Source organism: Halalkalibacter nanhaiisediminis (assembly GCF_007830185.1).
GTDB classification, from domain to species: Bacteria; Bacillota; Bacilli; order Bacillales; family Bacillaceae_D; genus Halalkalibacter; species Halalkalibacter nanhaiisediminis.
The window spans coordinates 514,460-536,026 of sequence record NZ_VLKZ01000001.1; the positions used below are offsets into that span (position 1 = coordinate 514,460).

General features: G+C 38.4%; 21 protein-coding genes, 1 pseudogene and 1 riboswitch. Of the genes and pseudogenes, 17 read left to right on the top strand and 5 right to left on the bottom strand.

The window, feature by feature from the left end; all coding sequences use genetic code 11:
* Window positions 1-141 precede the first annotated feature (141 nt).
* Window positions 142-864: pseudogene (locus IQ10_RS02340) on the top strand (CsxC family protein); the annotation flags it as partial.
* 298 nt (window positions 865-1,162) lie between these two features.
* Window positions 1,163-2,257, top strand: a complete 1,095-nt coding sequence (locus tag IQ10_RS02345) for a BC_2427 family protein (protein ID WP_144448864.1) — start codon at window positions 1,163-1,165, stop codon at window positions 2,255-2,257.
* A 179-nt stretch (window positions 2,258-2,436) separates the two neighbouring features.
* Here the strand turns inward: IQ10_RS02345 and katA are convergent, their stop codons facing one another.
* The 3 genes from katA to IQ10_RS02360 form a co-directional block, all read right to left on the bottom strand.
* A complete protein-coding gene (gene katA, locus IQ10_RS02350) occupies window positions 2,437-3,891 on the bottom strand; it encodes a catalase KatA (protein ID WP_144448865.1) in 1,455 nt (484 codons plus the stop codon).
* A gap of 474 nt (window positions 3,892-4,365) precedes the next feature.
* Complete coding sequence (locus tag IQ10_RS02355) at window positions 4,366-4,764, bottom strand: secondary thiamine-phosphate synthase enzyme YjbQ (RefSeq protein WP_144448866.1); 399 nt, start codon at window positions 4,762-4,764, stop codon at window positions 4,366-4,368.
* A gap of 15 nt (window positions 4,765-4,779) precedes the next feature.
* The gene (locus IQ10_RS02360) at window positions 4,780-5,607 is read right to left on the bottom strand and encodes an STAS domain-containing protein (protein ID WP_144448867.1); all 828 of its coding nucleotides are present in this window, start codon (window positions 5,605-5,607) and stop codon (window positions 4,780-4,782) included.
* A 221-nt stretch (window positions 5,608-5,828) separates the two neighbouring features.
* Here IQ10_RS02360 and IQ10_RS17935 point away from each other — a divergent pair, with 221 nt between their 5' ends.
* From IQ10_RS17935 to IQ10_RS02380, 5 genes are all read left to right on the top strand, one after another.
* Window positions 5,829-5,999, top strand: a complete 171-nt coding sequence (locus tag IQ10_RS17935) for a hypothetical protein (RefSeq protein ID WP_158639966.1) — start codon at window positions 5,829-5,831, stop codon at window positions 5,997-5,999.
* 93 nt (window positions 6,000-6,092) lie between these two features.
* Window positions 6,093-6,821 (top strand): YqcI/YcgG family protein, encoded by a 729-nt coding sequence (locus IQ10_RS02365; protein ID WP_144448868.1) that lies wholly within the window; start codon window positions 6,093-6,095, stop codon window positions 6,819-6,821.
* A 362-nt stretch (window positions 6,822-7,183) separates the two neighbouring features.
* Entirely contained in the window at window positions 7,184-8,659 is a 1,476-nt protein-coding gene (locus IQ10_RS02370; RefSeq protein WP_144448869.1) for a circularly permuted type 2 ATP-grasp protein, read from the top strand.
* Window positions 8,640-9,587: an alpha-E domain-containing protein gene (locus IQ10_RS02375; protein WP_158639967.1), complete on the top strand. Its 948-nt coding sequence runs from the start codon at window positions 8,640-8,642 to the stop codon at window positions 9,585-9,587. The genes IQ10_RS02370 and IQ10_RS02375 overlap by 20 nt, the downstream gene beginning before the upstream one ends.
* 47 nt (window positions 9,588-9,634) lie before the next feature.
* Window positions 9,635-10,486 (top strand): transglutaminase family protein, encoded by an 852-nt coding sequence (locus IQ10_RS02380; RefSeq protein ID WP_144448871.1) that lies wholly within the window; start codon window positions 9,635-9,637, stop codon window positions 10,484-10,486.
* A gap of 106 nt (window positions 10,487-10,592) precedes the next feature.
* Here IQ10_RS02380 and IQ10_RS02385 read toward each other — a convergent pair whose 3' ends face one another.
* Together IQ10_RS02385 and IQ10_RS02390 are read right to left on the bottom strand one after the other, a co-directional pair.
* Window positions 10,593-10,919 (bottom strand): spore coat protein, encoded by a 327-nt coding sequence (locus IQ10_RS02385; RefSeq protein WP_144448872.1) that lies wholly within the window; start codon window positions 10,917-10,919, stop codon window positions 10,593-10,595.
* 12 nt (window positions 10,920-10,931) lie between these two features.
* Window positions 10,932-11,210 (bottom strand): hypothetical protein, encoded by a 279-nt coding sequence (locus tag IQ10_RS02390; RefSeq protein ID WP_144448873.1) that lies wholly within the window; start codon window positions 11,208-11,210, stop codon window positions 10,932-10,934.
* Window positions 11,211-11,585: 375 nt separating this feature from the next.
* Here IQ10_RS02390 and IQ10_RS02395 point away from each other — a divergent pair, with 375 nt between their 5' ends.
* The 10 genes from IQ10_RS02395 (at window position 11,586) to IQ10_RS02435 (ending at window position 21,510) form a co-directional block, all read left to right on the top strand.
* Window positions 11,586-13,955 (top strand): 3-hydroxyacyl-CoA dehydrogenase/enoyl-CoA hydratase family protein, encoded by a 2,370-nt coding sequence (locus IQ10_RS02395; protein ID WP_144448874.1) that lies wholly within the window; start codon window positions 11,586-11,588, stop codon window positions 13,953-13,955.
* A gap of 27 nt (window positions 13,956-13,982) precedes the next feature.
* Window positions 13,983-15,164, top strand: a complete 1,182-nt coding sequence (locus IQ10_RS02400) for an acetyl-CoA C-acetyltransferase (protein ID WP_144448875.1) — start codon at window positions 13,983-13,985, stop codon at window positions 15,162-15,164.
* Window positions 15,165-15,199: 35 nt separating this feature from the next.
* Entirely contained in the window at window positions 15,200-16,981 is a 1,782-nt protein-coding gene (locus IQ10_RS02405; protein WP_144448876.1) for an acyl-CoA dehydrogenase FadE, read from the top strand.
* A 184-nt stretch (window positions 16,982-17,165) separates the two neighbouring features.
* The gene (locus IQ10_RS17940) at window positions 17,166-17,321 is read left to right on the top strand and encodes a hypothetical protein (RefSeq protein WP_158639968.1); all 156 of its coding nucleotides are present in this window, start codon (window positions 17,166-17,168) and stop codon (window positions 17,319-17,321) included.
* 36 nt (window positions 17,322-17,357) lie between these two features.
* Window positions 17,358-17,714, top strand: coding sequence for an arsenate reductase family protein (locus IQ10_RS02410; protein WP_144448877.1), 357 nt, complete (start codon window positions 17,358-17,360; stop codon window positions 17,712-17,714).
* 72 nt (window positions 17,715-17,786) lie between these two features.
* A complete protein-coding gene (gcvH, locus tag IQ10_RS02415; protein ID WP_144448878.1) occupies window positions 17,787-18,173 on the top strand; it encodes a glycine cleavage system protein GcvH in 387 nt (128 codons plus the stop codon).
* A gap of 138 nt (window positions 18,174-18,311) precedes the next feature.
* On the top strand, window positions 18,312-18,548 hold the full coding sequence (locus tag IQ10_RS02420) for a YusG family protein (protein ID WP_144448879.1): 237 nt from the start codon (window positions 18,312-18,314) through the stop codon (window positions 18,546-18,548).
* Window positions 18,549-18,678: 130 nt separating this feature from the next.
* Window positions 18,679-18,801, top strand: a riboswitch (SAM riboswitch).
* Between the two features lie 143 nt (window positions 18,802-18,944).
* Window positions 18,945-19,970, top strand: a complete 1,026-nt coding sequence (locus IQ10_RS02425) for a methionine ABC transporter ATP-binding protein (RefSeq protein WP_144448880.1) — start codon at window positions 18,945-18,947, stop codon at window positions 19,968-19,970.
* Window positions 19,963-20,631, top strand: coding sequence for a methionine ABC transporter permease (locus IQ10_RS02430; RefSeq protein ID WP_144448881.1), 669 nt, complete (start codon window positions 19,963-19,965; stop codon window positions 20,629-20,631). Before IQ10_RS02425 ends, IQ10_RS02430 begins: the two co-directional genes overlap by 8 nt.
* Window positions 20,632-20,649: 18 nt before the next feature.
* On the top strand, window positions 20,650-21,510 hold the full coding sequence (locus tag IQ10_RS02435; protein ID WP_144448882.1) for a MetQ/NlpA family ABC transporter substrate-binding protein: 861 nt from the start codon (window positions 20,650-20,652) through the stop codon (window positions 21,508-21,510).
* Window positions 21,511-21,567: the final 57 nt, after the last annotated feature.

A 21,567-nucleotide genomic window follows, 5' to 3' on the forward strand; every position in this document is an offset into this window, starting at 1 on the left:
ACTGCTTAAATGAATTTATAAAATGGAAAAAATGATATATTTCACTAATAGTATAAGCCCATACATTAATTTGCGAACTGAATACAGTAGTAATGTGATTTGATAACACAATTCGCAAATTACTGAATGGAGGAATTTTTTATGAGTGAGAAACAACACGATGGAAAAGGTACTGAGATCAACATTCCATGTAAAGTAGATGCAGAGACACAAATCCCATTTAAGGATGAAAAAACAAAACCAATTCTTGTTAAAAAGCATGAAAAACCGATTATTAAAGTTCCGGCTCTTTTAGCAGAACCAAAAATTCAAATTGTAGTAGAAGCTGATATCCCTCTTAATCCGCCAGCTGTTGAAATTAAGCGAGTATTAAAAGATGTATTTTTAACACAATGTAAACTTGTACCTGTTAAGTTTAATGACAAATATGGCGATCATTATGGCGTTCGAGAAGTAAAAAGAGCGAAATTATTCGTAGAAGGCTTTATCCGTAAAAATATTGAATATGCTGCTGCTGATTGTAACGGAGTAATCCATGATCGAATTGCCAATGTACATTTTTCAGGGTTTGCAGATCTAAAAGATGAGGACTTTTTCTTAAACCCTATTTTAGGTGAAACAAAAGAGCGAAATGCTCGTTTTATTAATCCGAAAAACAGTGATATCCCTCGTTTAGATAAATATTTCTTTGAAAATAGTGTTTTCTATAATGAACAGCCGTATTGTGAATTAGTCGAAGCTGACTTCTTTGAATTGGATTTCTCTCCATCTCCTGTAGAGCCGAATGAACCGTTTAAAAAGCTAAGAGAAAAAATTGTTCTCGATCTTACTGTGAAAGTATTACAACTAAGACAAGTAAAAGTTGATGCACTAGGCTTCCATCATCACAAGCATGATGACTACAAGCATGACGGCTACAAGAATGACGATAAAAAGCATGACGGATACAAGAATGACTAAAAGTAAAATATAAAGTATCAACGATTGATGAATCATTTCTTCATTCTTTGGTGATAGAAGCAATAAATGTTTTAATTCCCCTTATCTGACTAATGGTCGGAAAGGGGATTTTTTAATGATAAGAAAGTGAAAAATAAGCATAAATAAACATATCCCATACATAAATAAAGTAATAATGAGCCTTAGTAAGGGGTGAAAAGAAATGAATACTCCATGGATCAATTATGATAATATGTGGGAAATAAATTCTGAACAAAAAAGTGTTTATAAGCGGTCTCAAGCTCAGAAAGAAACAAACGATAACATGAAAGAGGAAGAGAGTATAAAGAGAACAATTGAGCTAGAGCTAGAAGAAGAACCCGTTGAATTGGTGGAGGTTATAAATGTAATAGAAAGTGATCATACAGTGAAAGATACAGTTTTAGAAAAATTAGATATCATCCATGAGGGTATTGACGACGATTATGATGAAAGCCTTGAAACCGATCATTCTTTTAATGATGATAATTATTTACACTATGAGGAATTATCGGAAAGTAAATTCGTAGAAAGTGATGGTAATGATGGTTTAGACCAATTAACAGTCATTGAGAACTCCGAGAAGCCTAACGAAATAGCACAAATCCATTTATGGAAGGGGAAAATACCCTTCTCAACTTTTGTTGAAGTCGATCACTTTTTACATCCACTTATCTTTGGAAGTTCCTCTCAAGATACTTTTGAATTTATTGATCCAAACAATAAACAAATCCCAGCATTTGATACCAAATTATTTCACACAATTGCGTGTTATCATGAAGGTCCATATTGTCACTTAGTTAGCTTTTCTTCACACGATATTCTATATATGACGAAAACAAAAGATCCTTATGCTATGAATATTAGAATGAAAAAAGGAATTGAGCCAGCTGTTCTCACTCCAATACCTGAACCTAAATCAAGCGAAAGATTTACTAATTGGCTCAATCTGAAAGTGCCGGTTGTAGCAGGAGAATACAAAATTGAACTTTGTTTGGAGGAAGAGATTGGGCTAAAAGAGGATATTGATATTGTGAAAAACATCTCCAAAGAGGTTACCCTTATAAGTGGACAATTTGTACCAACCAAATTCACAGATCACTCAGAGATGGGATTCCGTTCAGCATTAAAGGGGAAATTGTTTCTTGATGGCTATATCGAACAGATAATTGAGTATGTTGCTACATATGAATCCACACTAAAAGAGGAGGACAAACGCCTCCATCAAAAAACGGTTTTAGAACTAATCATTCAGTTACTGCAGATACAAAAGATTTGAATTAATTATCAAGTTTAAAGACTTTTAAAGAGAGATCAAGATTTGTGAATAGACTATCTAAAGAGGGTGAGGGGATCATTTTCAGAAAAAAGGAGGTATCCTGATAACGGATACCTACAAAATGAGACGTAATTGAGAATAGATGTTGAGATTAACGATACTTAAAAACTTATTGTTGATTACTTCACTTCTTCTGGTACTTGTAAGCCAAGACCCTCTGCAACGCGTGTACCAAACTCTGGATCTGCTTTATATAAGTGACCAATTTGACGAAGCTTAATTTCGTCTTTTTCCACTGGCTTCATTGCATTAACGAACGTTTGAACAAGGCGTTCACGCTCTTCTTCACTTTGCAAGCGATATAAATCACCAGGTTGAGTGTAGTGATCGTTATGATCATAAGCGACGCTGTCAGCTACCCCAGAAACAGGATAAGCAGCTTGCTTATTTTCTGGTGATTCTGTTGGGCCACCATAGCTGTTTGGCTCGTAGTAAACAGAAGATCCGCCGTTATCATCAAAGCGCATGGCGCCATCCCGTTGATAGTTTTTCACTTCATTACGTGCACGGTTGATCGGTAGTGCTTGGTGGTTTGCACCTACACGGTAACGATGTGCATCATGGTAGGCAAATAAACGACCTTGAAGCATTTTATCTGGAGAAACATCAACACCAGGTACTAATGTTCCAGGAGAGAATGTTGCTTGCTCTACTTCTGCAAAGTAGTTTTCTGGATTACGATCTAATACCATGCGACCTACTTCGATTAACGGATAGTCTTTTTGCGACCATGTTTTTGTTACATCGAATGGATCGAAACGATATGTGTTTGCATCCTCTAGTGGCATGATTTGTACATACATTTTCCAAGCAGGGAAGTCACCATTTTCAATAGCATTGAAAAGATCTTCTGTATGATAATCAGGGTTTTCACCTGCGATCTTGTCAGCAACTTCTTGTGTAAGATTCTTGATGCCTTGTTCTGTCTTAAAGTGATACTTAATCCATACGCCATCCCCTTCAGCATTTGTCCATTTGAATGTATGGCTTCCGAAACCATGCATGTGACGAAGTGTTGCAGGAATACCACGGTCCCCCATTAGATAGGTTACTTGATGCAATGATTCAGGTGATAATGACCAGAAATCCCACACTGCGTTAGGATTTTTCAAGTGAGTTTGTGGATGACGCTTTTGTGTGTGAATAAAGTCAGGGAATTTAATCGCATCACGTATGAAGAAGATCGGCGTGTTGTTACCAACTAAATCATAGTTGCCTTCTTCTGTGTAGAATTTCAAAGCAAATCCACGCGGGTCACGTACAGTATCTGCAGAACCAGCTTCACCAGCTACTGTAGAGAAGCGAGCGAACATAGGTGTGCGCTTACCAACTTCTGATAAAAATGCTGCCTTTGTATATTTCGTTACATCATTTGTTACTTCAAAATATCCGTGTGCTCCAGCACCTTTCGCATGAACAACACGCTCTGGAATACGTTCTCTATTAAAATGTGCTAGTTTTTCTAGAAGGTGAACATCTTGGATTAATGTTGGGCCACGTGAACCAGCTGTCATGGAGTTTTGATTATCTCCAACAGGAGCACCCCAACTAGTAGTAAGATTGTTCTTTGTCATAAATAGAATCACCTCTTAAGTAGTTTGTAAAGCTTACTATGTTTATAATGATAACACTTATCATGAAGAAATCAATACTTTTTTATAATTATTATAAAGAGGGAATATATTTAATTGTAATTGACTAGCAAAGTGTAAGGAGAACCGCTAGTAAACTTAGTTTTGAATTGAAATTTGTCATATGATTAGTTCTTATTTATACCTTATAGATCAACGGTTAATGCTTATTCGACACTTTTTGAATAAGTAATAATATTTTAAGTTTATGAAGAATAAATGAATGTTGGAGGAATATAAGGTATTATCGATTAGATTTACGAAATGAAATGATAATGAGAAAATCATGTGTTTTATTGATAAAGGTAGGGAGTATGAAAGGATGTTTAACTCGTAAAGAAGTCTATATGTCCTCCTATTTGGAATAAAAAAATCAAGACTCTTTTGGTGAGTCTTGATTTGCTTAAATATAAACATCTAGGCATGGACAGCTACGACGAATTTTCGGTTTCGTGGTCCGTCAAACTCGCAAAAATAAACACCTTGCCATGTTCCTAAAACGAGTCTTCCATTTGAAATGATCAGTGTCTGGGAATGACCAACTGTGCTCGTTTTTAAATGAGCAGCAGTGTTTCCCTCAGCATGACGGTCCTTGGGATGTGCCCAAGGGTAAACCTCATCTAGTCGCATCAGCATATCTGTTTTTACATCAGGATCAGCGTTCTCATTAACGGTAATTCCCGCAGTTGTATGAAGGGAGGAAACAACTAAGATTCCGTCATCTACTCCAATGGATTGAATCCATTCTTCGATCATGGATGTAATATCGATCATTTGATCACGTGCATCTGTTTTTAAATAAAATGTATTTTTCATTTTATTCACCCTTTATCATTTGCTTAATTGTTTAATGGCCAAATGAAGACTTGAATAGGTAAAAATATCTTCAAATTTTATACCAAGGTTGACCATTGTTATCGCGATTTCAGGCCTAATTCCTGTTATTTTAGCCTGTATCCCCATCATTTTCAAAGCAGAAATAACTTTGAAAATTTGTGAAGCAACCATTGTATCAATAATCGGTACACCTGATAAATCAATGATAATATATGTAAGGTTAAATGCAGCTCCTTCTGATAAGGCTGTATCCATTAATTGCTGAGCTCTTTTGGTATCAAGCTCTCCAATAAGAGGAATGACTCCGATGTCTTCTGTCACACGAACGATCGGAATAGCTAGTTCCTGAATACTATATTCTGCCGCATTTATCGTCGCGGCGTGTTCTCTTGAATACGAAAGACTTAACCAATGGACTGCTTGGTCAACGACTAAATCATAGCGAGATAACACTTCGTAAAACGTATCAAACGTAAATTGCTTCGCTTTTGCTTCTTCTTTGATAATCACTCCAATAGAGTCACGATAAAAACGAATTTCCTCAATCGCAACATCAAGTGGAATTTGCAAATTTACGAGTAAATTGACTACATCTTTCCCCCATTTCTCTAATTGATCAAACGTTTTGTTCAATTCAGCTGAAATAGAATGAGCATAGATTTCAATTAAATATTCTCTCCAGAAATTCAATGAAACGTTAGTCTCGTCAGTATAAATGTGATGGTCCGTTATTTGTCGTTGTTTAGCAAGGTCTTCTTTTGATTCGAGTATTGTGTTTGTAATCTCTTTTAATTGTTGGTTAAGTTGAAGTGTTAAATCCACTTGATTCCTCCATTTGTCCAAAGAATTAAATTTTTTCTAATATTTTAACATATATTTGTTTGAAAAAGGAGAAAAACTAAGAGAAATAAGAGAGGTAAAGATCCTACTAACTATTTCTTCAGGTGCGATTTAAATTTGAAGATTTATTTTGCCTATTTATGTTTATCTTTGCTGTAAAAAGTGAAAAGAAAGATACAAAGCTAGATAAAGGAGAGCGTCATATGTATTTAATATTAGGTTCAATTTTATTTTCGTTAACGGTAATAGGAAGTGTGTTTAATATTGGCGGTCAGTCAAACTATTTATTCTTTGGGCTGGCTGTTATTTTAACTGCCCTATATGTTATAAATCATGACCTTAATAAAAGACATGTTAAAAAAGAATTGAAATAAACTGTTAAGAAAAAAGCTTTAAAATTGTATTTGCTCATGACTTCCCCCTTGAATAAGTCAGGGTTTTAAAAAATAAGATATGGGAGAAGAGATATGCTAACTACTAATCAATCGTTACTAGTAAAAGAAGATATGACAAATCCAGAGCGAGTACCAGAGTGGCTTTTGCAAGAATATCAGAGCTTTCAGCGTATCGTGACAAATCCGACGTTTCCTTGTTATTTTGGGATGAAAGCTGAAAAAAAGGGAGAGCTTCGCTACGCTTATATATCTCATGATGATTGGTCGACTCTCCCCAAAGCAGTTGAGAGCTTTTTAGCACTGTTTGAGAGGCCTAAACTGATAAGGCATGGATTGTTTGTATTTGTCGAACCAGAGAAAGAAGAGCAAGATCTTAACTATTATCGAAATTATTTTTGGCGAATTCTCCAATACTTACATCAGCATGACAGTAAACCTTGGCCAAAGGAGAGTCAAACGAATCCTGATCATTATCTTTGGGATTTTCACTTTGGAGGTGAGCCTATATTTGTTTTCGGAAACGCACCAGCATATAAGCAAAGGAAAACGAGAAACTTAGGAAAAAGCATGATCCTAGGATTTCAACCCAGAAAGATTTTTAAAGGACTTGAAGGGACGGAAGAAGGCGGTATTATGTCACGAGCGAAAGTGAGGGAGAGAGTAGAAGTCTGGGATCAATTGCCTAAACATCCAGATATCAGCCATTATGGTGATCCTAATCATCATGAATGGAAGCAATTTTTTATTGGTGATGACATTTTGCCGATAGAAGGTAAATGTCCTTTTCAGCACGGAAAATGATAAAATTTGACAACCATTCTATGTTGAAGAGAAGGGGATAATAATCAATTCCCTTTTCTTTTCTTGTTTGGTTAAGTTCTTATCCGTGAACATTCTAAGAACAAGCTAGCAGGTAACCGTAATTTTCTTTCTTTTTTAAGTTTAATATTAAGTGAAAACGGGTACGGTAAGCTAGCTAGTTATTTAGTATGAAAAAGGTGATACATTCGTTCAAAAGATGGAGTGGTGATAAAGGTTAAGCCAGCTATTTAATTGGCTTAAAAATTAGTTATAATGCTTTACTCTTATTTATTTTTTGAAATTTCAGGATATTTATCATGCAAAATAGAGAGAGAAGAAATTGTGGAGAAAGGATGGTCAGGTTGCTCAAGTCATATAACACAGGACCTTTTTTTGATGAGATGTTCCAATCAAATGGACAACCTAAGAAACATTATAGTAGATTTCATCAAATACTTGGCCAGTTTTCAAAGAATGATTTAAAAGAGAAGCATGAACTAGCTCAAAAGTCTTTTTTAAAACAAGGGATCACGTTTACCGTTTATGCTGATGAGGACGGGACAGAGCGGACGATGCCTTTTGATTTTATTCCCATTATTATTCCTTCAGAGGATTGGTTAAGAATCGAGAAAGGAATGATTCAACGAACAGAAGCCCTCAATCAATTTTTGGAAGATATTTATCATCATCAACACATTTTAAATGATGGGATTATTCCATCTGAGTTAATAGAACAAAATCCTTACTATTATCCTAAGCAAGTAGCAGGTATTGATATTCCGTTAGGGAATCATATTTTTCTCGCGGGAATTGATTTAATTCGCGATGAGAACGGAGAATACCGTGTACTTGAAGATAATCTTCGCAACCCATCAGGCATATCTTATGTCTATGAAAATCGTTTTGTCATGAGGCAAGTCTATCCAGAGGTTTTCGAGAATCAATCGATCGAAACCCTCGAACAACAGCTTTCCTATTTACATGAAACGATATTTTCACATGTACCAAAAACAGTAGAAGCGGGGGTTGAGCCTTGCGCGATTTTACTCACGCCTGGCATTTATAATTCTGCTTACTATGATCATGTCTTTTTAGCGCAGCAGCTGGGCTTGCAATTAGTAGAAGGGCAAGACTTAGTAGTAGAGGATCATAAGGTTTACATGCAAACGATTCGTGGCTTAAAACGAGTGGATATTATTTACCGTCGTATTGACGATGATTTCTTAGATCCAGATGCATTTCGTTCCGATTCTATTCTTGGTGTACCTGGACTAATAGAGGCCTATAAGAGAGGTAATGTTGCCATATTAAATGGAGTTGGCAATGGAGTTGCTGATGATAAGGCCATATATGCTTATGTACCTGAAATGATTCGCTATTATTTAAAAGAAGAACCTATTATTCCAAATGTAGAAACGTATTTATTGCGTGATCCTAAGCAAAGAGAATGGGTTCTCGAACGCTTGAATCAATTGGTCATCAAGAATGTAGGAGCATCTGGTGGATATGATATGCTCATTGGTCCGCATGCAACCTCTGAAGAAATTGAACGTTTCAGAAAGAAGATAACTGAAAATCCCTCACAATATATTGCACAGCCTACTATGAAAATATCAACGGCACCAGCGTATCAAAATGAGAGGTTTTATCCGTGCCACGTTGATCTTCGAGTCTTTGTCATGCGAGGCCGTGACACGTATGTATTACCAGGGGGGCTATCTCGTGTAGCTTTAAAAGAAGGGTCGTTAGTCGTTAACTCTTCTCAAGGAGGAGGAGGAAAAGATACATGGATTCTAAAAAATGAAGGTGGTGGAGCAAATGTTGCGTCGGGTAGCTGATTCGTTATACTGGATGTCGCGAAACATTGAGAGAGCAGAGAATAATGCTCGTGTATTAGGTGTGCAGCTAATTAAAGAATTAGAAGGTTCAGAAAAAGAAATCACGAAAAATCATAATTGGAACACCATTCTTGAGATATGTGCTTCCGCTTCTGAATTTCAACATTTGTATGGAAATAGGCTACCTAAGGAAGAAGCAGTTATTGAATATATAACCTTCTCAGAGCATAATCCTAATTCAATTTATAATTGTGCAAAAATTGCTCGTGAAAATGCGAGAATAACTCGTGATCATGTTCCGAATGACCTCTGGGTGAGTGTAAATGAGTTTTACTTATATTTAAATGAAACAAGTCAATTGCAGTGGAATTCTAAACATATTCACTCCTATCTGCAGCAAGTGAAAATGGCTTCCTTAACAACTCAAGGAATTATTGAATCCTTAATGCCCCAAGATGTTTGTTATCACATTATAAATATCGGCAAGTGGTTAGAAAGGGCAGAAAATACTATTCGTATTGTGAATGAAGCATGTGAAATAACAAATAGAATCATAAAAGGAAACAAGATCGAACATTTTCACTGCGGTCATTCCGCTCTTCAATTAGTGAATGGACATAATGCTTACTTAAAGCAGGCAAGGCCAAAGATGGACTCGCGCCAGGTGTTACCTTTTTTAGTCAGTGATTCTACCTTCCCACGGTCGATTCGTTACTGCCTTAATAAGGTGAACAGAGGAATCCAACAATTAGAAAACGAAGGAGCCTTTGTATATAGTCGCCAGCTAAAGGTGGTAATGAATGATTTAGTAGAAAGGTGTAACAAATTGAAAGTAGAGAATATGAATTTGATGGATCATAAGAGTGATTTCTTTGAATTAATCAAGGGAGATAGCTGGAATAATGCTCCTAAAAAACGTATTGGTTAATCATTAATTGAATGGAAATGATAATATCTAGGGAGAGTGTATGGGGAATGAAATATCAAGTAAACCATATTAATAGATTTGAATATGACACATCAGTTGATCAAAGCTTGAATACGATTCGGTTAAAGCCTCGTACGGATGAGTGTCAGCGTTTACTCTCATATCAAGCAGATATTCAACCTGCTTCGCTTATTAAGTTGCATACAGATTTATGGGGTAATAATGTTGAAACCTTTTTTATTCCAGAACAACATCATAGTTTGAAAGTAGAGACGACTTCAGTAATCAGCATTCAAAGGAGTCCATTTATCGAGAAAATTGAATACTCTCCAGAAATGCAGAGGATTTTTCATTCTTCGTTATTTCATCATCATTATTTGGCTTACCTTAATCAAACAAACTATACGTATGTGACGCCAGAGCAAGTACAAAAAGTTGTTGATCAAATTGGCGATACAGAAAACCCTGTTCAGTTTTCTCTTGATTTAATGAAATATTTGTTTGATCTATTTACTTATGATCCTGAAGCGACAAATGTTAATACGACAGCTCAGGAAGCGCTAGAGTTAAAAGGCGGAGTGTGTCAAGATATTACTCATGTGATGCTCGGTATTTTACGTATGAGAAATATTCCTGCTAGGTATGTTAGTGGCTATTTATACGTAGGAGAAAATTCAGCATTAGTAGGAGATTCAGCAACCCATGCATGGGTTGAAGTAATGGTGCCAGGTATAGGTTGGGTTGGACTAGATCCGACAAATAATGTAGAGGCTCTAGAGCAGCATCTTCAAGTAGGAACAGGTCGAGATTATGTTGATGTGAGCCCTCTTCAAGGTGTCTATCGAGGGGGAGGCCAGACGTTAGATGTAAGTGTGTCTGTTACGTTGTTGGAGCAATAATTTGTAAGATATCTTAATTAATCAAACGTTTAATTAATATTTTTCCTTGATCTGTAGGGTAGATGAACAATAACCGCTAGGAATTCCTAGCGGTTATTATTAGTGGTTACTGCTGATATGGAAATTGAGTACTGTACCCAGAGAATTGCTGGTACGTTTGCTGAAGCTTTTGCTGATCAGCTGCTTCTAATGCATAGAAGCCTTTTTTGAACATAACGTTGTATAACTCACGTTGGCAATCCTGTGTTTCTTTAAAAATACCGACTAAATCTTGGTACAGACCCTCATGACTTGCTTCATTTAATGCTGTGCTATAAGCATCTGTCATGTACTTTTCTGTTGCAAGCTGATCATTGATGAAATCCCGATCAGACATTTGTGGGGTTTTAGGTACAGGCATTTCTGGGTTTTGAATCTTTTGCTGTTGATTCATGTTGGCTCCCCCTTATTGTACTGGTATTGTTTGCTGTTGATTTGTTGCCACTTGTAAGTGAGATAAAATTTTCTGATAGTGCTGTTGATGCATGCTTCCAGCTTTCTCAAGTGTTTGCTTGATTTCTTGGTCCTGACATTGTTGAGCAAAGAAATGAGCTTTTTTCATGGCTAGCAAGTTCCATGAAAGCATATCTGAAATGTAGAGATGATCCTTTGTTGTGATAACAGCAGGCGGTTCTGGCATTATCGGCTGCTGCATGCTAACTGGTTGCTGTTGTTGCTGTTGCATAGGGGAAACCCTCCTTTGGATACTGGCGATCGGCAACGTACCCATTATTCGGATACAAGATTAGTGTGAAAAAAAGCTGGGAATCTTATTCAAGATACAAGTAGGGAAATTTAGAGGAATGTGGAATTCGGGTTCCTTGCATGCTAAGCATAATGTTAACGCTTATGTAATAGAAAGATTTAAATTTTCTGAATTATGTATTGCGAAAATGGTTATGATCAGCTATGATAATGTTAGAAAATGACATTAGAAATGGTTGCTCTTTTTTTTGAGCCAATAATGAATGAGTATTCATTCGGTAATTAGTAATCATGTCTTGTAGAACTATTGCATAAAGAAAACTGTTGGACAACACGTACACAAAGGAGGAGAACCATGACTCGTTATATACGTAAAGTTGCTGTAATTGGTTCGGGTGTTATGGGATCGGGCATTGCTGCACATCTCGCTAATATTGGTATTCGATCATTATTACTTGATATTGTGCCAAAAGAACTTACGGAAAGTGAGAGAGGAAAGGGACTTACACTTGAGGATAAGGCTGTACGAAATCGTTTAAGTAGCGAAGCCATTAAAAAGCTTGCGAAACAGAAGCCTGCCCCGCTTTCTGTAAAAACGAAAGCTACATATATTGAGCCAGGCAACCTTGAGGATGATCTTAAGCGGCTTGAAGAAGTCGATTGGATTATCGAGGTCGTTGTTGAAAATTTAGCGATAAAACAGCAATTATTTGAAAAGATTGATGCAGTTCGTAAGCCTGGTACGATCATCAGCTCAAATACTTCAGGTATTTCAGTTGAAGCAATGGCAGAAGGTCGCACAGAAGATTTTCAAGCTCATTTTCTCGGAACACATTTCTTTAACCCACCAAGATATTTAAAACTACTTGAAATCATTCCAACACACAAAACGAATAAAGAAGTTATTGATTTTATGAAAGCGTTTGCTGAAGAGACCCTTGGTAAAGGAGTTGTCGAAGGGAAAGATACGCCGAACTTTATCGCCAATCGAATTGGAACGTACGGACTACTTGTTACCGTTCGCGAAATGCTAAAAGGTGGCTATTCAGTTGGAGAGATTGACTCAGTAACTGGTCCGTTAATTGGCAGACCAAAGAGCGCAACATTCCGTACATTGGATGTAGTTGGCCTTGATACGTTTTTACACGTTGCCAAAAATGTCTATGAGGTTGTTGACGGCATCGAAAAGGATGTATTTGATCCGCCAGCTTTTATGAAAGAAATGGCTGAGAAAGGCTGGATTGGAAGTAAGAGTGGTCAAGGATTCTTTGTTAAAAAGAAGAGTGAAAAAGGCACTGAGATTCTGGAATTGAATCCTGGAACGCTTGAGTACGAAGAGCGTAAAAAGCTAAAAGCAGCCTCTATTGAACAAGCAAAGCAGGCAAAAAAACCAGCTGATAAGTTGAAAACACTCGCATATGCGGATGATTGTGCAGGAAAGCTGATTTGGAGCTTACTTAAGCCAGTTCTTCTCTACTCAGCTGAAAAGGCTTATGAGATTGCCAATGACCTCTATGCAGTGGACCAAGCAATGAAATGGGGATTCGGCTGGGAACTCGGTCCGTTTGAAATGTGGGATGCACTAGGTGTTGCTAAATCAGTGGAACGAATGGAAGCAGAAGGTGAAACCGTTTCTGCTTGGGTCAAAGAAATGTTGCAAACAGGACACGAAAGCTTCTATAAAGGAGATACGTTCTACCATGATGGCGGCTATGAGCCAAAGCAAATGAATGAGAAGATTGTGCATTTAAAATCGCTTAAGCCAGACAATGTGGTTATGAAAAATAGTGGTGCAACGCTTCTTGATATTGGTGATGATGTTGCCTTACTTGAATTCCACTCGCCGAACAATTCTATTGGACTTGATGTGATCCAAATGATCAATAAGTCGATAGAAGAAGTGGAAAATAATTACAAAGGGCTTGTTATTAGTAATCAAGGGAAGAACTTCTGTGTTGGTGCGAATTTGATGATGATTTTAATGGAAGCACAGGATGATAATTACTTTGAAGTTGAGCTTGTTGTTCGTCAGTTCCAACAAGCAATGGCAAATATTCGTTACTCAGCAAAGCCAGTTGTGACAGGTCCATTTGGCATGACACTTGGTGGTGGGGCAGAAATTTGTCTTCCTTCTGCAAGTATTCAAGCGTCACTTGAAACCTATCTTGGCTTAGTTGAAGTTGGAGTCGGTCTCATTCCTGGTGGTGGCGGAAACAAGGAATTGTATCTTCGCAACCTTGAACGAACGAATTATGACGTACAAAAAGCAGCAATCACGACATTTGAAACGATTGCGATGGCAAAGGTCTCAACCTCTGGACATGAAGCGGTTGAAAATGGCTTTTTAAGTGAGCGAGATGGCGTGGTCATTAATGGCGACTTTCTCATTGATCGTGCGAAACAACAAGTTGAGTATTTATTAGCATCGGGCTATCGTCCGCCAGAACGTAAGAAGATTCCTGTAGCTGGAGAAACTGGGTTTGCAACTCTTTTACTAGGTGCAAAAACGATGAAGTTCGGTGGCATGATTTCTGATCATGATCTTAAAATTGCTGAAAAGCTAGCCTTTGTCATAGCAGGCGGGCGTGTACCAAAAGGAACGCTAGTAGATGAACAATATTTACTCGATTTAGAACGTGAAGCCTTTTTAAGCTTGATTGCTGAACCGAAATCACAGCAACGGATGCAATATATGTTAGCAAAGGGCAAACCACTTCGTAACTAAATGAAGAGACGTGGGAGGGGAAGACAAATGAGAGAAGCGGTTATTGTTGCTGGTGCGAGAACACCAGTCGGAAAAGCAAAACGTGGTACGCTCGCGAATGTTCGTCCAGACGATTTAGGAGCGTTGACGGTGAAAGAAACGTTAAAGAGAGCTGGCGATGTTGACCCATCTAACATTGATGATGTCATTATTGGTTGTGCAATGCCAGAAGCTGAACAAGGGATGAATGTTGCTAGAAATATTTCAGCCTTAGCAGGTTTACCAAATACGGTGCCTGCCATTACGATCAATCGGTATTGTTCATCTGGTTTGCAAAGTATTGCGTACGGTGCTGAGCGGATTATGCTTGGACATTCAAAAGCAATCATTGCAGGTGGAGCAGAATCAATGAGCATGATTCCAATGGGCGGTCATGTGATTGCACCAAACCCGACTCTTGTTGAAGAGCAGCCAGAGTATTACATGGGAATGGGATATACGGCTGAAGAAGTGGCGAGTCGTTTTGGTGTGAGTCGTGAGGATCAAGATGCTTTTGCAGTGGAAAGTCATAAACGTGCTGTAGCTGCGATAGAGGCAGGGCGATTTAAAGATGAAATAGTGCCAGTAGATGTGACATTGCGTTCAATCGGTAGCGATCACAAATTAAAAGAGAAGCAAGTGATATTTTCGATGGATGAAGGAGTCAGAGCTGATACAACGGTTCAAGGCCTTGCCAAACTACGACCTGCATTTCACCCGCAAGGTAGCGTAACAGCAGGTAATGCATCACAGATGAGTGACGGTGCAGCTTCCGTTCTTCTAATGGACAGAGAAGAAGCAGAAGCAAATGGAATTACGCCTTTACTGAAGTTCCGTGCCTTTGCTGTTGCGGGGGTTGCTCCAGAAATTATGGGTATTGGGCCAGTAGAAGCCATCCCTAAAGCAATTAAACTAGCTGGGCTTGAGCTAGCAGATATCGGTTTATTTGAATTAAATGAAGCCTTTGCTTCTCAATCTCTTCAAGTGATCCGTCATTTAAATCTTGATCATGACAAAGTGAATGTAAATGGTGGTGCGATTGCCCTTGGTCATCCGCTTGGGTGTACAGGTACGAAGCTGACGTTATCACTTTTACATGAAATGAAGCGTCGTAATGAGCAATTTGGTGTGGTGACCATGTGTATTGGTGGAGGAATGGGCGCTGCTGGTGTATTTGAATTAATCGGCTAAACATTATAGATAGATAAAAAAGGGAGGAACGTAAAATGAGTCAAACATCGGAACAAGTTGTAAAAGGCGGGAGCTTTCTAATCGAGGATATTGCTGCGGATAAAGTATATACACCAGAGGATTTCACGGATGAGCAAATCATGATCGGACGTACAACAGAAGAATTTGCTATTAAAGAGGTTGCCCCAGTGCTAGAAAAAATTGAAGAACACCAATTTGAGCATACGGTTAAGTTACTAAAGCAAGCAGGGGATTTAGGGCTACTTGGTGCTGATGTGCCAGAGGAGTATGGTGGCTTAGGCCTTGATAAAATTAGTTCTTCATTAATTTCTGAGAAATTTGTTCGCGCTGGATCATTTGGTTTGAGTCACGGTGCCCACGTAGGGATTGGAACGTTACCAATCGTCTTTTTCGGGAATCATGAGCAAAAGCAAAAGTACCTTCCCGATCTTGCTTCAGGTGATCGTCTTGCTGCCTACGCCCTAACGGAGCCTAGCTCGGGATCTGATGCTCTCGGTGCGAAAACAACAGCTGTCTTAAATGAAGCAGGAACTCATTATGTGTTAAATGGAGAAAAGCAGTGGATCACAAACTCTGCTTTTGCTGATGTGTTTGTTGTCTATGCGAAGATTGATGGTGAAAAGTTTACGGCTTTTATTGTTGAAAAAGGATTTGAAGGGGTAACGACTGGTCCTGAAGAAAAGAAAATGGGGATTAAAGGGTCATCCACCCGAACATTAATTCTTCAAGATGCGCTTGTTCCAAAAGAAAATGTTCTTGGTGAAATCGGCAAAGGTCACGTGATTGCCTTTAATATTTTGAATGTAGGTCGTTATAAGCTCGGCATTGGTTGTGTTGGCAGTGCAAAGCGCGCATTAGAGCTTGCGGCAACATATGCAAACGAGCGTAAGCAGTTTAAGACACCGATTGGCAAGTTTACGCTTATTCAAGAAAAGCTTGCCAATATGGCAACAGCGACATTTGCTGCAGAGAGCTCGATTTATCGCACAGGTGGTTTATTTGAAGCGAAACTTGGTGGGTTATCGGATGAAGAGCAAAAAGATGGCCGCGCTGTCGCAAATGCGATTGCTGAGTATGCGATCGAGTGTTCACTGAACAAGGTAGTTGGCTCTGAAACGCTTGATTATGTTGTTGATGAAGCTGTTCAAATTCATGGTGGATATGGTTTCATGGCTGAATACGAGGTAGAGCGTATGTACCGTGATTCGCGTATTAATCGTATTTTTGAAGGGACAAATGAAATCAATCGTCTACTTGTCCCGGGAACGATTATGCGTAAAGCCATGAAAGGGGAGCTTCCACTACTGCAAAAAGCAATGGCTCTTCAAGAAGAATTAATGATGCTCATGCCTCAGGAAATAGGTGATGAGCCACTAGAGCAAGAAAAATATTTACTTAGTATGGCCAAAAAGATTTTCTTAATGATTGCTGGCACAGGAGCTCAGAAATACGGGGAAAAACTACAGCATGAACAAGAGCTTCTTTCAAATGTTGCTGATATTGTTAGCGAAGTGTTCTCAATGGAGTCAGTTATTTTGCGTACAGAAAAGGCAATGAGGAAGTCTATAGATAAAGCAGGACAAAAATTACTCATGACACAAGTATTTTGCCAAGAAGCATTCAATCGTATTGAAGCACATGCAAAGGAATCCCTTGTTACAATGGAGGAAGGCGATACGCTTCGTACGATGCTTGGAATCCTTCGCAAGCTCTCACGTCATACACCAATAAATGTTGTCGCGAAAAAACGTGAAATTGCAGCAGCTGTTTTAGCAGAGAAGCGTTACGTCGTTTAAAATTGTTATTAACTTTGGGGGTTAAATTTAATCCCCAAAATACCATATAGCTCCTTTCTTATGAAGCATTCTCCTCTCAAGTGCAAAGAAGTCCCAATGGGGCTTCTTTGTCGTTCTCGATATTGAATGATTCTGTCTTTTTTGAAGCATGCTACTAAAAGGTGATGAAAATGGGGGATGATTGATGAAAAAGAAAGAAAAACTCAAATATACGGCTCCCCTCACTGCAGTGGAGGAGTTTTCGAAGGATGTAAGTGTAGACTCTGCGCATGAGGCTCTTCAAACAATATGGAACATAAATGAGCAAAGTGATTGTGATCAAGAAGAAGATACGCAATAATAATGGTAATGATTATAAGGAAGGAGGGTAGTGAACATGGCGATTACGTTTTATCAATACCCTAAATGTGGAACCTGCCGCAAAGCGAAAAAATGGTTTGACGAAAAAGGAATTGAGATTAACGACATACATATTGTGGAGCAACCACCATCAATAGAAGAGCTCCGCGACCTTTACCGAAAAAGTGGACTTGAATTAAAGAAGTTCTTTAATACGAGTGGACAAAAATATCGCGAGTTAGGTTTAAAAGATAAGCTTGAGGGAATGTCTGAAGACGAGGCACTCGAGCTACTCGCATCAGACGGCATGCTTATTAAGCGACCGCTTACAACAGATGGAACGAAAGTGACAGTAGGCTTCAAAGAGGAACAATTCGAGCAAACGTGGGGATAACCTATTTTGTTTCGCTGGAAATGCGGGTATAATGTAGAAAGATTTTTTATTCACAAAGACGGAGGGATAGTCATGAGCAATTTACCAAAAGAACTAAAGTATTCTGAAGAACATGAATGGGTGAAAGTAGAAGGAGATAAAGTACGTATTGGTATTACGGACTTTGCACAATCTGAATTAGGTGATATCGTATTTGTTGAGCTTCCAGAAGTAGGGGATGAAATTGAAGCGGACGAGCCATTCGGAAGTGTCGAATCTGTAAAGACTGTATCTGAATTATATGCTCCTATCAGTGGAAAAGTCGTTGAAGTAAATGAAGAGCTAGATGATTCTCCAGAGTTTGTAAACGAGTCTCCATATGAAAAAGCATGGATGATCGTCGTAGAACCAGCAAATGCAGATGATGTGAATAACTTAATGTCTGCTGAGCAATACGAAGAAATGATTAACGAAGACTAATCATGATGAGAAAAGGAAGGGCGATAGCTCTTCCTTTTTTGCGTTAACCTTTAACTACACTTTTCAATTATTCACCATGAGTGTACTTGAGCTTTAACGAGAATCATAAGAATAACTTCTGAAGAAGGAGGTTAGATCATGGATCTTGTACGTGTTGACGTAACAAGCAGAGTAAAAGGCATGTATGAAAATGGCGAAATGAATTTGTATATGGGTGAAGCGAAGGTCGGCAAGGTTATTGAAACAAATCAAGGCTTGCAGCATGAAATGGCAGAAGGATTTGAATTTGAAGAGGATAAGATTTTCCGTTATGAGCACGACCAGCCAAGTAAAGTGAAGTCATATGTCGATAGTTGTGAAGAAGGCTGGTGTTAGGATCTAAATAGTTTGAGCTCTTTGTCAGAAATGATAAAGAGCTTTATTGCAAAATAACAATAATGATTGACAAGTTTTTTTTGATCGTGCTATTATTCATTCATGTAAAACGACTGATAAATTTTATAAACTCTTATCCAGAGTGGCGGAGGGACTGGCCCTATGAAGCCCGGCAACCTTAGATGATCTGATCTAGTCATCATCTTAATGGTGCTAAATCCTGCAAAAGCATGTTTGCTTTGGAAGATGAGAGAGAGGCTCATGACTATTCACCTTTCTGTTCATCTGCAGAAGGGTTTTTTATTTGAAGTCGAAAACGAAGTGTATTCGTTGACGACAGCGACATTGTTTGATAACGTAATATCACTTTATTGATAGGGAAAGTAGGGATTAGAAATGATTTCGTTAAACGGCATCCGTAAAGTGTTCCAAACAAAGGATGGACCGGTTGCTGCCGTGAATGGCGTAAACTTAAAGATTAAAGAAGGCGAAATTTATGGCATCATTGGTTATAGTGGTGCTGGTAAAAGTACGCTTATTAGAATGTTAAATATGCTTGAGCGTCCAACAGAGGGCGATGTTGAGGTCGCTGGAAAAGCCCTTTCTAAGTTAAGTAATAATGAGTTAAGGAAAGCCCGCCAAGAAATTGGGATGATTTTTCAGCATTTTAACCTTTTGTGGTCACGAACAGTTCGGGATAATATTGCTTTTCCTCTTGAAATTGCTGGGGTAAAGAAAAGCGAGAGAGACAAGCGAGTGAATGAATTAATTGAACTAGTTGGACTAGAGGGAAGAGGCGAAAGTTATCCATCACAGCTCAGTGGTGGACAAAAGCAACGTGTCGGAATTGCACGTGCGCTTGCGAATAACCCGAAAGTGCTACTTTGTGATGAAGCAACGTCAGCTCTTGATCCTAAAACAACTGATTCGATTTTAGACTTGCTCGTTGATATTAATGAAAAGCTTGGCTTAACGATAATTCTTATTACACATGAGATGCACGTGATTCGTAAAATTTGTCATCAAGTGGCTGTGATGGAAGCTGGTAAAGTGGTTGAGCAGGGTCCAGTTCTTGAAGTGTTCCGTAAACCAAAAGAGAATATGACCAAGGAATTTGTAAAGCAAATCACAGAACCTGAAGAAACAACCGATGCGATTAAGCAAATGCTTGCTGAACACCCTGAGGGTCAAATTGTCCAGCTGACATTTGTCGGCGAAGAAGCTGAACGTCCTTTAATCACACAATTAATTCGTGAATTTGACATTGAAGTAAATATTGTTCAAGGGAAGATTACGAAGATCCAAAAAGGCTCTTATGGTACATTATTTGTAGCGTTAAATGGTCAGAAAAAAGAGGTTGAAAAGGCGATCACCTTTATTCGTAATAAGGAAGTTGATGTGGAGGTGATTACCTATGCTTGATCAATGGTTGGGTGATGTGAAGTGGGACAAGCTCTGGGAAGCTACATTAGAGACTCTCTATATGACAGGCATATCTGTTGTTGCCACATTCTTTTTAGGGATTATTCTTGGTTTAATATTATATTTAACAAGTAAAGGGAACCTCTGGGAAAGTGTTATATTTAACCGAATTGCCAGTTTGATTGTCAATATTTTTAGATCAATTCCATTTATTATTTTAATTGTCTTGCTGATTCCATTTACTCGAGCTCTAGTTGGCTCTATTTTAGGGGCTAATGCAGCCTTACCTGCACTAATTATTGGTGCAGCACCATTTTATGCTCGTATGGTTGAAATTGCTCTAAGAGAAATTGATAAAGGTGTTATTGAAGCTTCTCAGGCAATGGGGGCAAGCAATGGGACGATTATTCGAAAGGTTTTGATTCCTGAAGCATTACCTGCTCTTATTTCTGGGATTACGGTTACGGCTATTGCTTTAGTGAGTTATACAGCCATGGCAGGTGTCATTGGTGCAGGTGGTCTTGGACACTTTGCCTATTTAGAAGGGTTTCAAAGGAATAATAGTCAAATTACTTTAGTAGCAACGATCGCTATTCTATTGGTTGTTTTTGTTATTCAATGGATTGGTGATTATTTTACAAATAAAACAGATAAACGATAACTAAGGGGGAAAAGAAACATGAAGAAATTTTTAAGTATTATTGGTGCAGCCGCATTATCACTTTCGCTAGTAGCATGCGGAGCAGCAGAAGAAGAAACAACAGAAAATGCAACAGGAGAAGAGCCAGCTCAAGAAGAAACAAGCACATTAGTGGTAGGTGCATCTGCAGTGCCGCATACAGAAATTCTTGAAGCAGCTAAGCCTTTACTTGCTGAAGAAGGCATTGAACTTGAAATAGTGACGTTCCAAGATTATATCTTACCGAACCAAACATTACGTGATGGTGATATTGATGTGAACTATTTCCAAACTCCTGGATACTTAGACATGCAAATGAGCGAGAATCCTGATTTCGACTTTGTTAGTGTTGGTGCAATCCATGCAGAGCCAATCGGTGTTTATTCAAAAGAATATGCTAGCCTTGATGAACTTCCAGAAGGTGCTAACATTATTATGAGTAATTCGATCAGTGATCATGGTCGTATTCTTCCGATTTTCGAGCGTGCTGGTTTAATTGAACTTGACGTGGCTGAAGGTGAATTGGCTACAATTGACAATATCGTTTCAAACCCTAAGAACCTTCAATTTGGTGAAACGCAAGTAGAAGCTAAAATGCTTGCTCCATCTTTTGAAAGTGGCGAAGGTGATGCTGTTGTGATTAATACAAACTACGCTCTAGAAGGCGGAGTTGATATTGAGCAATTTGGTATCGCATTTGAAGGTGAAGATGTTCTTCAACCAAACTTAGTGGTTGTTCGTTCTGAAGATGAAACACGCCCAGAAGTGTTAAAATTAGTTGAAGTTTTACAATCTGAAGAAATTCAACAATTTATTTTAGACACATATGATGGTGCTGTAATTCCAATGTCAGGTAATTAATAGAAAGGGGTACGCTCGATGAAGCGTACCTCTTTTCTTTCGTATAATAGCCTTTCT